The organism is Streptomyces sp. NPDC001832 (assembly GCF_040297265.1).
Taxonomy (GTDB): Bacteria; Actinomycetota; Actinomycetes; order Streptomycetales; family Streptomycetaceae; genus Streptomyces.
Genome location: NZ_JBEOYU010000073.1, coordinates 1 through 12,792 on the forward strand (window position 1 = coordinate 1; position 12,792 = coordinate 12,792).

The window sequence follows — 12,792 nt, forward strand, 5'->3', positions numbered from 1 at the left end:
CCGACGCCCCGCACCCCACCACCATGTGGGCAAACCACCCCAAACGAACACCCGGCGGAACGCGGGAAAGGATCAAGCACCTTAAACGTCAAGCTGAGGCCATTCGCCGTAACCGGAGGCAGGGTTGAGGTGACCGACCGGGCCGAGGTTCTCGAGGCGACTGCCCCACGTCCGGGCGAGATCGGTAACGCGATCGAAATCGGCCAGGGGATCGTTCGTGCTCGCCGCGACGATGCTGGGGAAGGGCAAGGGCGTCCGTGGCACAGGCATCCAGCCGTTCTCGCTCAGGGCTTCCAGGGTGGGGTAGCCCTCCGGCATCGGGGTGTCGAAGTCGGGGGGCGTCGCCAGCAGCGCCCCTTTGACCGGACGCCGGTGGCGTTGCGCCCAGTGCACGGTGGTCATCACGCCGGCGCTATGGGCGACCAGCACGACCGGCCCGGAGATGTCCGACAGCACCCCTTCCAAGGCGGCGACCTGAGCGCCGCAACTGATCCTGTCATTGGTCAACGGCGGAATCACACGGACGTCGGCGGTCTTGTTCGCGAGGATCGTCTGCCAATGCTCCGGCACGTGATCGCGCAGTCCGGGGACGATCACGACCGTCGGTGGTGTGGCAGGGTGCATGACTACAGCTCCAGGTTCTTGAGGGCCGCATCGGGAAGCAGACCCAGGCGGCGCAGATCTTTCTCGTAGAAGCATTTGCCGACGGCGAAAGCCGCACCGCCCGCGACCGCGACAAGCGGGATCACCTGCAGCGCCCCGAGCAGGCCCATGTGGTCTGCGAGCACGCCTGTCAGTGTGGGCCCCGGGGCAAGCCCGAGCAGGCTGTTGGCGAGGGTGAGTGTGGCGAAGGCCGTCGCCGCGATCGCGGAAGGGGTCAGATTCGCCACCATGGCTGCCGCCGGGCCGGCCGTGGCGCAGCACAGCAGCGTCCCGGCGCCGATCACCACGAGCTGCAGCGGACCGGTCGGCAGCTGGAATCCCGCCGTCAGCAGCACGAGTGACCCGAAGCTGCAGGTGATCGCAACGGTCCACTTCCGGGCCGCAACCCTGCGGCTGAGCCGGTCCGAAGCCATCCCTCCGCCGATCATGCCGACTCCGGTAATCAGTGCGAAGACGCCGGCAGTCAGCCCGGCCTCCGCGGAAGGCATGGAGTAGTAGCGGTTGAGGAAGCTGGGCATCCAGGCGAGCAGGGCCATCGCAATGAACATCTGCAGCCCGCTGCCTATGTAGGCGCAGACCACCGAGACCGAGGAGAACAGCCGCGGCAGCAGGGTCCGGACCGGTTTCCGTTCGCCGGATGCGGCGGCAGTGGCTCCGGTTGCTGAACCCAGCCTCTTCTCCGTGACCACGAGGCCGTAGACCGCGGCCAGTACCAGCCCGAAGATCCCCATCACGCCGAAGGCCCAGCGCCAGCCCAGGTGCTGGGCGACGACACCGCCGACCGATACGCCCAGCACGGATCCGAACGACCCACCCGCGATGAACGCTCCGGAGAGCGTGGCCCGCAGCCGGACGGGAAAGACGCTGAGGACCACAGCGATACCGACGCTCCCGTAGGCCGCCTCACCCACACCGACTATGAATCGGCCCAGGAACATCTGGCCGTAGCTCGCCGACAGCGCGCAGCCCAACGTCGCCAGACTCCACACTGTCGCAGCGATGACGAGGCTCTTGACTCTGCCCCAGCGGTCCGCCAGGAGCGAAAGAGGGAACGTGAGCAGACCGACCATCAACGCCACGATGCCGCTGAGGGAGCCCAGTTGGGAGTCCGATAACAGCCACTCCGCCTTCAGCAGCGGAAAGACGGCGTTGAGAACCTGCCGCGACAAGTAGTCGGACAGCAGAAGCCCGAAACCAAGGGCGAACACCAACCAGGCATACCTGCGGGAGACAGCCGGAACAGCGGGAGACGTTTCCGGCACCGTGGTGCCGGCAGTGTGAAGTGCCATCGGCGTCACCTTTCTCGTCTCTGGTCAAGGCTCAGAAGGGTCTGTCGCCGACGATTCCCGCACGCTCCATCTTGCGGACGGCGGGCCAGTAGTCCTGAACGGCATAGTGCTGTGTGGAGCGGTTGTCCCAGATGGCGAAGCTGTTCTTCTGCCAGCGCCAGCGCACCTGGTACTCGGGGACGGCCGCCTGGCTGATCAGGTAGGCCAGCAGGTTGCCCGCTCCGGGCGCGTAGTCCTGGCCGAATCGCACGTTCTCGGGCGTGTGGTAGTTCGCGAAGTGTGTGGTGAAGGCGTTGACGAAGAGGATCTTCTCGCCGGTCTCGGGATGGGTGCGTACCACCGGGTGCTCCGGGTCCGGGAACCGGGCCTTCAGCTGGTGGCGCTGCTCCATGGGCATGACGGCGCCGAAGGTGGCCTCGATGCTGTGCCGTGCGCGCAGGTCCGCGATCTGCGTCTTGACGTGCTCAGGCAGCCTGCGGTACGCCTCGGCCATGTTGACCCAGATCGTGTCGCCGCCCACCTCGGGCGTCTCCACGCAGCGCAACACGGCTCCCATGGGCGGGCATTCCCGCCAGGTCGCGTCGCAGTGGAGTGCGTTCTCGTAGTGCTCGGGCTTGCTGGTCAGGTCCTTGTAGATACGCACCAGCCCCGGGTGGTCCGGGTCGCTGCCGACCACGGGGTGGTCCTCCAGCGGGCCGAAGCGTGAGGCGAAGGCGACGTGCTCGGCGTGGGTGATGTCCTGGTCCCGCAGGAACAGGACCTTGTACTGCAGCAGCAACGCCTTGATTTCGGCGAGCAGTTCTTCGTCGCGGGAGGCGTCGCCGAGGTTCACATCGAAGAGCTCTGCACCGATGGTGCAGGTCAGCGGCTCAACCCTGATCGAGGTGCGCAGGACGCCCGGGCGCACCAGGGCGGGTGTGGCTTCCCTCGGGCTGACGGTTTGAGGCATGTGCTCACTCCTGGGGGTGACGTGGGGGGCACGGCGTGCTCAGAGGACGAAGACGGAAGACCCGGTGGTCCGGCCCGCTTCCAGATCGCGGTGTGCCTGTACCGCGTCCTCAAGTGCGTAGCGCTGATTGATCTGGACCGTGATGCGTCCGGACGCGACGTGGTCGAACAGCTCACCGGCCAGGGCGTCCCGTTCCGCCGGCTCGGCGATGTAGTCGGCGAGCGCGGGCCGCGTCACGTACAGCGAGCCGTGGATGGCGAGTTGCATGGCGTCGAGCGGCGGGACTCCGGAGGCGGTGCCGAAGCACACCAGCAGGCCGCGGCGTTGCAGCGAGGCCATGGATCCGGCGACGGTGTCCTTGCCGATGCTGTCGAAGACGACCGGGACGCCCTTGCCGTCGGTCAGCTCGCGTACCCGCTCGGCCACGTTCTCGCGCCGGTAGTAGATGATGTGATCGCAGCCGTGGGCCTGGGCGATCTTGGCCTTCTCCTCGTTGGAGACCGTGCCGATCACGGTGATGCCGAGCAGCTTCGCCCACTGGGAGAAGATCAGTCCGACGCCACCCGCGGCTGCGTGGAGGAGTACGGTGTCGCCGGACTTCAGCGGGTGGATGCGGCGTAGCAGGTAGGCCGAGGTGAGGCCGCGCATGGTCATCGCGGCGGCGGTCTCGCAGCTGATCTCGTCCGGCAGTTTGATCAGCGAGTCCGCAGGCATGATCCGCTCCGTGCTGTAAGCACCGAGCGGGCTGCCGGTGTAGGTCACACGGTCACCCTCGGCGACGTGCGTCACGCCCTCGCCCACGGCCTCGATCACACCCGAGGCCTCGACGCCGAGTCCCGCGGGCAGCGGGGCCGGGTACAGGCCGGAACGGAAGTAGGTGTCGGCGAAGTTGAGTCCGACGGCGACGTGCCGGATGCGCACCTCGCCCGGGCCCGGGTCGCCGACGGCGACCTCTTCCCACCGCATGACGCCGGGGTCACCGGTTTCGTGGAAGCGAATAGCGTGTGCCATGACGTGCTCCGTTGGTTCGTGTGTGGGGGTGGCGGTCGCGGGCGGCGCCGATCGGCTGGGACTGGATGCCGTGTCCGTCCCGCGACCGCTGCTCGTGGGGTCGGGTCAGCTCTGGGGTGTGTTTCGAAAGTCCCGTCTGGCCGCGGGCGGACGGGACTTTCAAAGCACGTTTTAGACGTCGCGCAGCATGAAGCCGCGCTGACCGGGGCGGCGGTTGGGTGCCATGCCGAGCTGGGCCAGGGTCTGGTCGGTGTCGGCGTACCATTCGCCGATCTTGTAGATCTTCTTCGCCTCCGGCCCGGTGGCGACCTCCCGGCCGATCGCGTCAGCGATCTTGACCATCTGTTCGACCTGCTCCACGGAGGACATCCGCTCGCCCTTGCCCCGCCACAGGTTGTCCTCGTTACCCACCCGCACGTGCGCGCCCAGAGCGATACCGACCGCGTTCATCGGCGCCACCGCACGCATGGATGCCTCGATGGTGAGTACGGCGCCGTCCGGGACACGGCGGATGAACTCGATCAGGTCGGCCGGGTGCCGGCCGGCGAAACCGCCGCCGATGGCCACGTAGTTGAGCACCATCGGCCCGCAGTAGTTGCCCTTGCGGATCAGCCGCTCCACGGTCTCCAGCTGTGCCATGTTGGCGAGTTGGAAGTGCGGCTGGATGTCGTTGGCGCGCAGCCGCTTGAGGTGCTCCAGGTAGAAATCCGGGCCGGCCTCGACCACCATGTCCCGGTAGGCCTGGTAGTACCCCGGCTTGGCGATCGAGGTGCCCTCGATGTCCTCGTCGTCGAAGATCTCGACGATGTTCATCTGGTTGGTGTTGATCGCGATCGTCACCTGGTCCGGCCTGGGGGTGATCTCCGCCAGCATGTGGCGGGTGTCGTAGCTGAGCCACTTGGCGTCGGCACCCTCGTCCTCGGGGGCGAAGGAGATCGACCCGCCGATCTGGAGGACCATGTCCGGCACGGCCTCGCGCAGCCGGCCCATCAGCTCGTTGAACATGGACATGCGCTTGGAGCCGTGGCCGTCCAGTTCGCGCACGTGGATGTGCAGCACCGTGGCGCCGGCGTTGTAACAGTCGACCGCCGCCTGCACGTGCTCGTCCATGGTGAGCGGGATGTCGTCGGCGTCACCGGGCAGCCACTCCGGCCCGTAGGGCGCGGCCTGGATGACCAGCTTCTCCTGGTTCTCCGGATACAGGGAGTCGTCGAAGAACTGCACGGGTCCATCTCCTTTGAGGTCGGGGCTTCACTCGCTGCACCCATCGCTGCCTGCCATGCGAAGCCTGAGTGGATTGGGGAGGAGTGGAGTGGGGATCGCAGACGGGATGCCGTGACCGTTGGGCAACCCGGATATGATCAATGGGTCCCGGAGGGAGACGCGGCTTCGGGCAGGGTCCCTGCCCGTCCTCGTTGGCCGACGAACTCCCTTGCGGTAATGCCACGTTAAGGCTCTGTTACGTCGGACGCTTAACCGTAGGCGACACCAGACTTATCAATTGGGGACCTGGTCGGCCGCGTGCCCCGGCCGCGAGGCTCGTAGCAGGTGAACGCCGGTGTCATTCCTCGGCGAGAGCCTGCTGCCTGGTCCTTTGGGTGCGCCACTGGCTGGGGCTGCAGCCGAACCGCTCGCTGAACCAGCGGGAGAAGGCACTCGGTGCGGAGAATCCCAACAGCCCGGAGATCTCGGTCAATGAGCGGCGCGGGTTCGCCACGAACTGCTCCGCGAGCTGGGTACGCGTCGCATTGAGGAGGGAGGAGAAGGTCTCGCCCGAGGCCGACAGGTGCCGGTGGACGGTCCTCCGGTCGACGCCGAGGCTGCCTGCGACCTGCTCGATGGAGCAGCGCCCGGTCGGCAGCAGGACTTCGATCAGCTCGCGCACGCGGCCCAGCGCGGTGGTGTCCCTCGACACCGCGATCGACTCGAAGTACTGCCGGGCGTAGGTCCGTAGAAGCGGGTCGGACATGGGGTTGAGAGCATCGAGATCGCTGGTTTGGAAGACGATCCCGTTGAATTCCTGGTCGAATTCCACTACAGGGCCGAAGATGCGCCGGTGGGTCCTGGTGTCCGCCGGAGCGCCGTGCGTGAAACACACGGACGCGGGCTGCCACCGCGCACCGAGGAAGCTGCGCAGGACCTGGTGGAACGCACCGACGGCCAGCTCTGTGGCCTGGCGGGCCGCCATGGCCTCACCCAGCTCCAGGCTCACCTTGAGGGTGGCCAGGCCGCTCGCCTCGGAGAGCCGGCTTCGGAGCATTTCGTTGTACATGTACTCATGCCGGACCAGAAGCTCGATCGCGCTGCGGACGTCGGGCTCCTCGCGTATGACCAGGCTGATGGGGCCGAGATTGGAGAAGCGGCGGCGCTCGGCGAGGAGCAGACCGAAGTCCTCGCGGTGTGAGGCCGCCGCCGAGAGCTCGAGCAGCTGGATCACGGCCGCACCGGAGATCCATCTGTCCTGGACCACGAGACCGACGGGGTCCAGGCCCACACGCTTCATCAGTGCCTGCGGGTCGACGCCGGGGGACTGGCTGACCTCGACGTAGCTGCTCAGTGCCGCATTGCGGACAAGGGGCTTCATGGGCTCTCCAGGGGGCTCTGTCCCGAAGTGTTAGGTCATGTGTCACGTGAGGTCAAGCGCTGACCCAGGCCGTGACCTAGCGTGGCAGCACTGCGATGGAGCGCGCCGCATGGATCCGCGTACCGGCAGATCAGAAATCCGGCGGAGAACACCATGGCAAACAGTTCAACCGTTGACCAGCCCTGGAAATTCGGTACGGAATTCCCGTGCGGATCAATGACCCAGAGTTTCTGTACCAAATCCGTGGGATTCTTCCGCGGCGAAAGGAGACGGGTCGTTCGCGCGTATTCCGGGCCGCAGTCGGCGATGAGCCGAAGGCGACTCCGGCTGGGCGGAGGCATGACCCCGGGGAGGCCACCATGACGAGCGAGACCAACGTGCTGCACCGGCCCTGCACCGGACCAGCCGTATGGAAGGGCATGGACCTGGCGGACTGTGACGAGTGGGTCCTGCGGCTCTCACCGGCGCAGATTGACGAGCTCGAGGCGGCCCTGCGCGCAGTGCGTAGGCTGGATGTTCCGTTGTTGAAGGTGAGCGGCGGCGACTTTCCACTGCCGACCTTGGCGGGGGAGTTGGAACGCATCGCCGACGTGCTGGAGAACGGACGCGGCTTCGTACTCGTCAAACGCATTCCGGTCGAGCGTTACAGCCAGGCCGGGGCAAGCACCATTTTCTGGGGACTGGGGCAACACCTGGGTGTCCCGGTGTCGCAGAACGCGGCGGGCCACATGCTCGGCCACGTCCGGGACACCGGTCGCACCCTGTCCGACTTCGCAACGCGTGGCTATCAGACCAGACAGATGCTGCCGTTCCACACCGACGGATCCGATGTTCTCGGGCTGTTGGGCCTGCGAGCAGCCCGCTCCGGTGGGCGTATCTCCGTGGTCAGCTCCGCGGCGGTCTACAACGCGCTCCTGGCGCGGCGGCCCGACCTGGTCGAGCGCCTGTACCGAACCCATTTCCTCGACCGCCGGGAGGAACACGCCCCTGGTGAGCGCCCGTACTACGCGCTTCCGCTGGCGTCCTGGTCCGCGGGCAGACTCAGCATGCGCTACAACCGCCGTTACCTCGAGTCCGCTCAGCGCTTCCCCGACGTTCCCCGCCTGGAGCGGGCGGACGTGGAGCTGTTCGACCTCATCGACGAACTGGCAGGTGCTCCAGAGATGCGGCTCGACGTCGACTTCGAGGTCGGGGACCTGCTGCTGCTGAACAACCACGTGGTTCTGCATTCCCGTACGGAGTACGAGGACTTTGACGAGCCCGAGCTGAAACGCCATATGTTGAGGCTGTGGCTGACTCCGCATCAGGGGCGTGCGCTGACACCGGACTTCTGGGGGGATCTGCAAAGCCCCGACGCCGGACCCGGCCGCGGGGGGATCACGCCCCGTGACGTGATCGCACACAGAACTGCGCAAGCCCGGCCGGACCGCGCAGCCATCGATGGCTGCGACCAGCACAGATCAAAGGGGAAACCGTGAACAACCTGGCCACACTTCTGACGGAAGCAGCCTGGGCGGACGGCGGCCGGGTCGCCGTCCGTCAGGAAGAGACCGTTCTCACCTATGCCCGATTGAACGACGCCAGCGCCCGGATAGCCGCACTGCTGCAGGCCAGGGGTATCCAGCCGGGCGATCGCGTGGCATTGGCCATGCCCAACGTCACCTACTTCCCGGTCGCGTACTACGGCATCCTCCGTGCCGGCGCCGTAGTGGTGCCCATGAATCCGCTGTTGAAGGCGCGAGAAATGTCGTTCACGCTCCGGGATTCCGAGTCCCGGATCGTGTTGGCGTCCCCGCTGTGCGCGGACGAAGCCGCGAAGGCCTCGACAGAGGTCGGGGTCGAATGCCTGGTCACGGACCCGGTGGCCTTCGACGCCCTGTTGGAGGCCACCGAACCGACGTTCGAGGTCGTCGACCGGGCGGAGAACGACACCGCCGTGATCCTCTACACCTCGGGCACGACAGGGACCCCGAAGGGTGCCGAGCTGACTCACCGCAACCTGATGACCAACGCGGCCACCGCGGCCGAGACGCTGCTGTGCGTCGGGCCGAACGACGTACTGTTCGGGGGGCTGCCGCTGTTCCATGCCTTCGGGCAGACCTGTGCTCTCAACGCCGCCGTCGCTGCGGGCGCCACCCTGACCCTCCTGCCGCGGTTCGAGCCGGCCAAGGCGCTGAAGAGCATGCACCAGGACAGGGTTACGGTCTTCGTGGGTGTCCCCACGATGTACACCGCCCTGCTCCAGGCCGGGCCCCGGGACGGCTTGGACCTCTCACCCCTGCGCGTGGCCGTTTCCGGTGGAGCCTCCCTGCCGGTCGAGGTGCTGCACGCCTTCGAGCGGGAATTCAATGTCACTGTGCTGGAGGGATACGGGCTCTCGGAGACTTCGCCGGTCGCCGCGTTCAACGCCCCGGACCGGCCGCGTAAGGCCGGTTCGATCGGTCTCCCCGTCCGCGGAGTCGAGCTCAGGCTCGTCGCGGACGATGGCACCGCGGTCGGCCCGGGCGAAGTCGGCGAGATCGCGATCCGCGGCGAAAACGTGATGAAGGGCTATTGGAACCGCCCGGATGCGACTGCGGAAGCCATCCGGGACGGGTGGTTCCACAGCGGTGACCTCGCCCGTGTCGACGAGGACGGCTACTACTTCATCGTCGACCGGAAGAAGGACCTCATCATCCGCGGCGGATACAACGTCTACCCGCGCGAGATCGAGGAGGTGCTCTACGAGCACCCGGCCGTGGCCGAAGCCGCCGTTGTCGGGGTGCCGCACGAGGTCCACGGGGAGGAGGTGGCCGCCGTAGTGACACTCCGACCCGGTACACAGACTTCGGCCGACCATGTGCGCGACTACGTCAAGCAGCGGGTGGCCGCCTACAAGTACCCGAGGATCGTTACGTTCACCGACGCACTGCCCAAGGGGGCAACGGGCAAGATCCTCAAGCGTGAGATCGTCGTCAAGCCGGAGGCACCCGAGGCCTGAGCCAAGCGCATCGGAGCCCGGAGAACCGCACCCGGGCCGTCATGGACGCCGTGCTCGGCGGCCTGCGGACCGGGTGCGGACAGCTAGGTGGCGCGACCCGCGAAAGTGCAGGTCAGGCCACCTAGGGGGAGATCAAGCCTTCTTGGTCTCCCAGAAGATCTTGTCGATCTGGGCGATGTAGTCCAGCGCCTTCTGGCCCGTCGCCGGGTCCGTGGACGCCTTCGCGGCCGACAGCGCCTTCAGCGCGTCGTTGACCAACTGGTGCAGCTCCGGGTACTTCTCGAAGTGCGGGGGCTTGAAGTAGTCGCTCCACAGCACCGAGATGTGGTGCTTCGCGAGCTCGGCACGCTGCTCCTTGATGACCACCGCGCGGGCCCGGAAGTGCGGGTCCTCGTTGGCCTGGTACTTCTCCTGGATGGCCTTGACGGACTCCGCCTCGATGCGGGCCTGGGCCGGGTCGTACACGCCGCAGGGCAGGTCGCAGTGGGCGCTGACCTTTACCTTGGGGGCAAACAGGCGGGAAAGCATTTAGCTTCCTTCCTCGTGATCGTCTTCTCAGGTGGGACATTACTCCGTGAGAAGCGGGTTTTAGCGGGTGCCCCCATCGGCTTAGGCCAAAAGTCCAGGGTGAGGATGGGCCCAGTGGCCGAATGTACGGAACGCTGTGCAGGACGGTGTACTGGACGGACCGGTGAGGCGCCGGAGAGATGCGGGAGGTGCCGGAGTTGCCTGAGCTGACGCAGGGGCAGTCTGGGCGAGGGTCGACTGCGCGTGTGCCGTTCCAGGTGGTGGAGGTGACGGGGCCGTCGATGGTGCCCACGCTCCATCACGGGGACTGGCTGCTCGTGCAGTACGGGGCGACGGTGCGCCCCGGGGACGTGGTGATTCTTCGGCATCCGTTCCAGCAGGATCTGCTGATCGTCAAGCGGGCAGTCGAGCGCCGTCGGGGCGGTTGGTGGGTGCTGGCCGACAACACCTTCGCAGGCGGTGACAGCACGGATTACGGGACGGTGCCCGAGGAACTCGTCCTGGCCCGAGTCCGGGCGCGCTACCGGCCGCTGAAGAAGGATCAGCGGTCGTTGCGGGATGTGGCGGCCTGGGCGGCTTCCGCGCTGCGGCCGGTGTCGGCGGCGCGTTCCGTCTCCAGGCGCTTGCGGGCCCGGTAGGCGGCCACGTTGGCGCGGGTCGCGCAGCGGTCCGAGCAGTAGCGGCGGGAGCGGTTGGTCGAGGTGTCGAGGTAGGCGTTGCGGCACGGCGCCGCCTCGCAGATGCCGAGCCGGTCCACACCGTACGAGGTGAGATGGAAGGCGAGGCCCATCGCCGCTATGGCGGCGTACCCAGCCGTCGCGTTCGATGGGTGATCGGCGAGGTGCATGTGCCAGTCCGGCTTGCCGTCCTCGTCGCGGAGATCGTGCCCGGAGATCTGCGGGCTGACCGGGAACTCCAGCAGCAGTGAGTTGAGCAGGTCGACGGCGAGTGTCTCGTCACCGCCGTCAGCCGCTTCGAAGACCGCGCGCAGCCGTGCCCGTACGGACCGGAAGCGGGTCACATCCGCATCGGCCGCCCGCCGGGCCGCCTGTTGGTTGACGCCGAACAGCTCGCGGACCGCCTCGACGGAGGTGAGGGAGTCCTTGTTGCGGGCCGGCTCCTCTGTGTTGACCAGACGCACGGCATAGTCCGAGTAATAGGCCAGTTCCACTTGTAGTCCTTACGGCGCCGGTCTGGAGTCGATCGACGAACGAGGTAATGGGCTTTTCTGGTACCAGGGTATTACAGGGAGGTTCCTCGTTGTGAAGTAGCGGCAGCATGCGCAAGAGGCGGTACGGGCCGGGGTCCGTACCGTCTCTTCTATTTTTTTGGGCCTCTGCCGCAACCCGCTGTGCGTCCCGCCGCACTGGAAGGGTGAGACGGTCCGCACCCGCGGACCCGGAGAGGGGTCCTGACGATGCGGATCGATGCCGATGCCGCGCTGCATGCCTTCGTCGAGGGCAGACGTACCGCGTTGTTCCACAGCGCGTATCTGCTGTGCGGCGACCGGCACGAGGCCGAGGACCTGGTCCAGTCGACGCTGGTCAAAGTGGTGCTCGGCGGACGGCGGTACGGGCGGCTCGACAACATCGAAGCGTACGCACGCAAGACCCTGGTCAACACCTACATCGCAGCCCGTCGCCGGTTCTGGCGCCGCGAACAGTCGTACGGCGAAATGCCCGACCGCGCGAGCCATGCGCCCGACACGGACACCGGCCTCGCGGTGCGGGCGGCCCTGGCCCGGCTCACGGCCAGGCAGCGGGCCGTACTGGTGTTGCGCTACTGGGAGGACATGAGCGTGGAGGCCACGGCCGAGCTGCTCGGGATGCGGGAGAACACGGTCAAGAGCCACACGGCTCGGGGATTGGCGGCGCTGCGCGCCGAGATGGTGGAGGAATTCGTATGAACGACGTTCGTGAACTGCTGGGGCGGGTCGCAGAGGACGCGGGGCAGCCGGCTGTGTCCACCCAGGCGGTCTACGCCAGGGCAGCCAGGGTGCGCCTGCGACGCCGGGCCGGCGTATCGGCCGCGGCACTCGCGGTGGCCGCCGCCGGGATGGTCGCGCTGCCGGGCTTCCCCCCGGGGGCGAAGCCGCAGGAGTCGTCGGTGGCGGCCTCGGTCGAGCTCGCCGGTGACAGCGGCAAGGGCAAGGAGCTGGCCCGGCTGCTGCCCGAGGGCGTGGGGAGCGTCGAACAGGTCTCGCTCCCGGTCGTCATCAAGAAGGCCACACCGGAGCAGGCCAAGTATCACCCGGTGGGGCCGCTGGACGGAGAGTACGCCGTCCGCAGGGACGGCGGCGTCGGCTACCTCACCATCGACCAGATGGACGGCAAGACCGTCGCCGAGCAGGCCGACGGATTCGATCCGGCCGCGGACCTGTGCAATCCGACCAACGGTGAGCCGCGCCCGGCGGACTGCGTGCGCGAAGAACTCCCGGACGGGCGGGTCCTGACCATCTCGAGCGACACGATGGAAAATTACGAGGGCGCACCCCTGTGGGGGCCCGAGCTCAAGGCCCTGCTCACCCTGAAGGACGGCGGGCTGCTGCACGTCCGTAACAGCACCGGTCTCAAGGACGACGACAGCGCGCAGGGCCCGCTCCTCAAGACCCCGCCGCTCACCCGCGCCCAGCTGCGGACCCTGATGCTCAGCCCGGAGCTGCTGCCGAAGAAGTAGACGACGGGAGCGAGGCGCAGGAGCAGGGAAACGAGGAGGAGGGGGGGGGGGGGGCGCCCCGGGCCGTCCCCCCCCCCCCCAAGGCCCACCACACCAAAGAAAGACAACGAAA

At 67.3% G+C, this 12,792-nt stretch carries 13 protein-coding genes; 5 read left to right on the forward strand and 8 right to left on the reverse strand.

Annotated elements, in window-relative coordinates:
* Positions 1 to 81: 81 nt before the first annotated feature.
* The 6 genes from ABT115_RS30190 to ABT115_RS30215 form a co-directional block, all read right to left on the reverse strand.
* Positions 82 to 624: an RBBP9/YdeN family alpha/beta hydrolase gene (locus ABT115_RS30190; protein WP_351796502.1), complete on the reverse strand. Its 543-nt coding sequence runs from the start codon at positions 622 to 624 to the stop codon at positions 82 to 84.
* A gap of 2 nt (positions 625 to 626) precedes the next feature.
* Positions 627 to 1,952 (reverse strand): MFS transporter, encoded by a 1,326-nt coding sequence (locus tag ABT115_RS30195; protein WP_351796505.1) that lies wholly within the window; start codon positions 1,950 to 1,952, stop codon positions 627 to 629.
* Between the two features lie 31 nt (positions 1,953 to 1,983).
* On the reverse strand, positions 1,984 to 2,901 hold the full coding sequence (locus ABT115_RS30200; RefSeq protein WP_351796508.1) for a TauD/TfdA dioxygenase family protein: 918 nt from the start codon (positions 2,899 to 2,901) through the stop codon (positions 1,984 to 1,986).
* A 39-nt stretch (positions 2,902 to 2,940) separates the two neighbouring features.
* Positions 2,941 to 3,912, reverse strand: a complete 972-nt coding sequence (locus tag ABT115_RS30205) for a quinone oxidoreductase family protein (RefSeq protein WP_351796511.1) — start codon at positions 3,910 to 3,912, stop codon at positions 2,941 to 2,943.
* A gap of 171 nt (positions 3,913 to 4,083) precedes the next feature.
* The gene (locus tag ABT115_RS30210) at positions 4,084 to 5,136 is read right to left on the reverse strand and encodes a beta-keto acid cleavage family enzyme (protein WP_351796514.1); all 1,053 of its coding nucleotides are present in this window, start codon (positions 5,134 to 5,136) and stop codon (positions 4,084 to 4,086) included.
* Between the two features lie 337 nt (positions 5,137 to 5,473).
* Entirely contained in the window at positions 5,474 to 6,496 is a 1,023-nt protein-coding gene (locus ABT115_RS30215; protein WP_351796516.1) for an AraC family transcriptional regulator, read from the reverse strand.
* A gap of 359 nt (positions 6,497 to 6,855) precedes the next feature.
* On the opposite strand from ABT115_RS30215, the gene ABT115_RS30220 reads away from it, so the two are divergent.
* On the forward strand, positions 6,856 to 7,974 hold the full coding sequence (locus ABT115_RS30220) for a TauD/TfdA family dioxygenase (protein WP_351796519.1): 1,119 nt from the start codon (positions 6,856 to 6,858) through the stop codon (positions 7,972 to 7,974).
* Entirely contained in the window at positions 7,971 to 9,476 is a 1,506-nt protein-coding gene (locus ABT115_RS30225; protein WP_351796522.1) for a long-chain-fatty-acid--CoA ligase, read from the forward strand. Before ABT115_RS30220 ends, ABT115_RS30225 begins: the two co-directional genes overlap by 4 nt.
* 132 nt (positions 9,477 to 9,608) lie before the next feature.
* Here the strand turns inward: ABT115_RS30225 and sodN are convergent, their stop codons facing one another.
* Entirely contained in the window at positions 9,609 to 10,004 is a 396-nt protein-coding gene (sodN, locus tag ABT115_RS30230) for a superoxide dismutase, Ni (RefSeq protein ID WP_351796525.1), read from the reverse strand.
* 179 nt (positions 10,005 to 10,183) lie between these two features.
* Here sodN and sodX point away from each other — a divergent pair, with 179 nt between their 5' ends.
* Positions 10,184 to 10,642 carry a nickel-type superoxide dismutase maturation protease gene (gene sodX, locus ABT115_RS30235; protein WP_351796528.1) on the forward strand — a complete coding sequence of 153 codons (459 nt, stop codon included), beginning with the start codon at positions 10,184 to 10,186 and terminating at the stop codon, positions 10,640 to 10,642.
* Here sodX and ABT115_RS30240 read toward each other — a convergent pair.
* Positions 10,546 to 11,175: a CGNR zinc finger domain-containing protein gene (locus ABT115_RS30240; protein WP_351796531.1), complete on the reverse strand. Its 630-nt coding sequence runs from the start codon at positions 11,173 to 11,175 to the stop codon at positions 10,546 to 10,548. The genes sodX and ABT115_RS30240 overlap by 97 nt on opposite strands.
* Before the next feature lie 246 nt (positions 11,176 to 11,421).
* On the opposite strand from ABT115_RS30240, the gene ABT115_RS30245 reads away from it, so the two are divergent.
* The gene (locus ABT115_RS30245) at positions 11,422 to 11,910 is read left to right on the forward strand and encodes a SigE family RNA polymerase sigma factor (RefSeq protein ID WP_351796533.1); all 489 of its coding nucleotides are present in this window, start codon (positions 11,422 to 11,424) and stop codon (positions 11,908 to 11,910) included.
* Entirely contained in the window at positions 11,907 to 12,680 is a 774-nt protein-coding gene (locus tag ABT115_RS30250; protein ID WP_351796536.1) for a hypothetical protein, read from the forward strand. The genes ABT115_RS30245 and ABT115_RS30250 overlap by 4 nt, the downstream gene beginning before the upstream one ends.
* The last annotated feature ends 112 nt before the right edge of the window (positions 12,681 to 12,792 follow it).

What these genes read in the sequence shown, in the direction of transcription:
- ABT115_RS30190 (WP_351796502.1), bottom strand. Translation starts at nt 624, where the DNA reads ATGCACCCTGCCACACCACCGACGGTCGTGATCGTCCCCGGACTGCGC.
- sodN (WP_351796525.1), bottom strand. Translation starts at nt 10,004, where the DNA reads ATGCTTTCCCGCCTGTTTGCCCCCAAGGTAAAGGTCAGCGCCCACTGC.
- ABT115_RS30205 (WP_351796511.1), bottom strand. Translation starts at nt 3,912, where the DNA reads ATGGCACACGCTATTCGCTTCCACGAAACCGGTGACCCCGGCGTCATG.
- ABT115_RS30195 (WP_351796505.1), bottom strand. Translation starts at nt 1,952, where the DNA reads ATGGCACTTCACACTGCCGGCACCACGGTGCCGGAAACGTCTCCCGCT.
- ABT115_RS30215 (WP_351796516.1), bottom strand. Translation starts at nt 6,496, where the DNA reads ATGAAGCCCCTTGTCCGCAATGCGGCACTGAGCAGCTACGTCGAGGTC.
- ABT115_RS30250 (WP_351796536.1), top strand. Translation starts at nt 11,907, where the DNA reads ATGAACGACGTTCGTGAACTGCTGGGGCGGGTCGCAGAGGACGCGGGG.
- sodX (WP_351796528.1), top strand. Translation starts at nt 10,184, where the DNA reads ATGCGGGAGGTGCCGGAGTTGCCTGAGCTGACGCAGGGGCAGTCTGGG.
- ABT115_RS30200 (WP_351796508.1), bottom strand. Translation starts at nt 2,901, where the DNA reads ATGCCTCAAACCGTCAGCCCGAGGGAAGCCACACCCGCCCTGGTGCGC.
- ABT115_RS30220 (WP_351796519.1), top strand. Translation starts at nt 6,856, where the DNA reads ATGACGAGCGAGACCAACGTGCTGCACCGGCCCTGCACCGGACCAGCC.
- ABT115_RS30245 (WP_351796533.1), top strand. Translation starts at nt 11,422, where the DNA reads ATGCGGATCGATGCCGATGCCGCGCTGCATGCCTTCGTCGAGGGCAGA.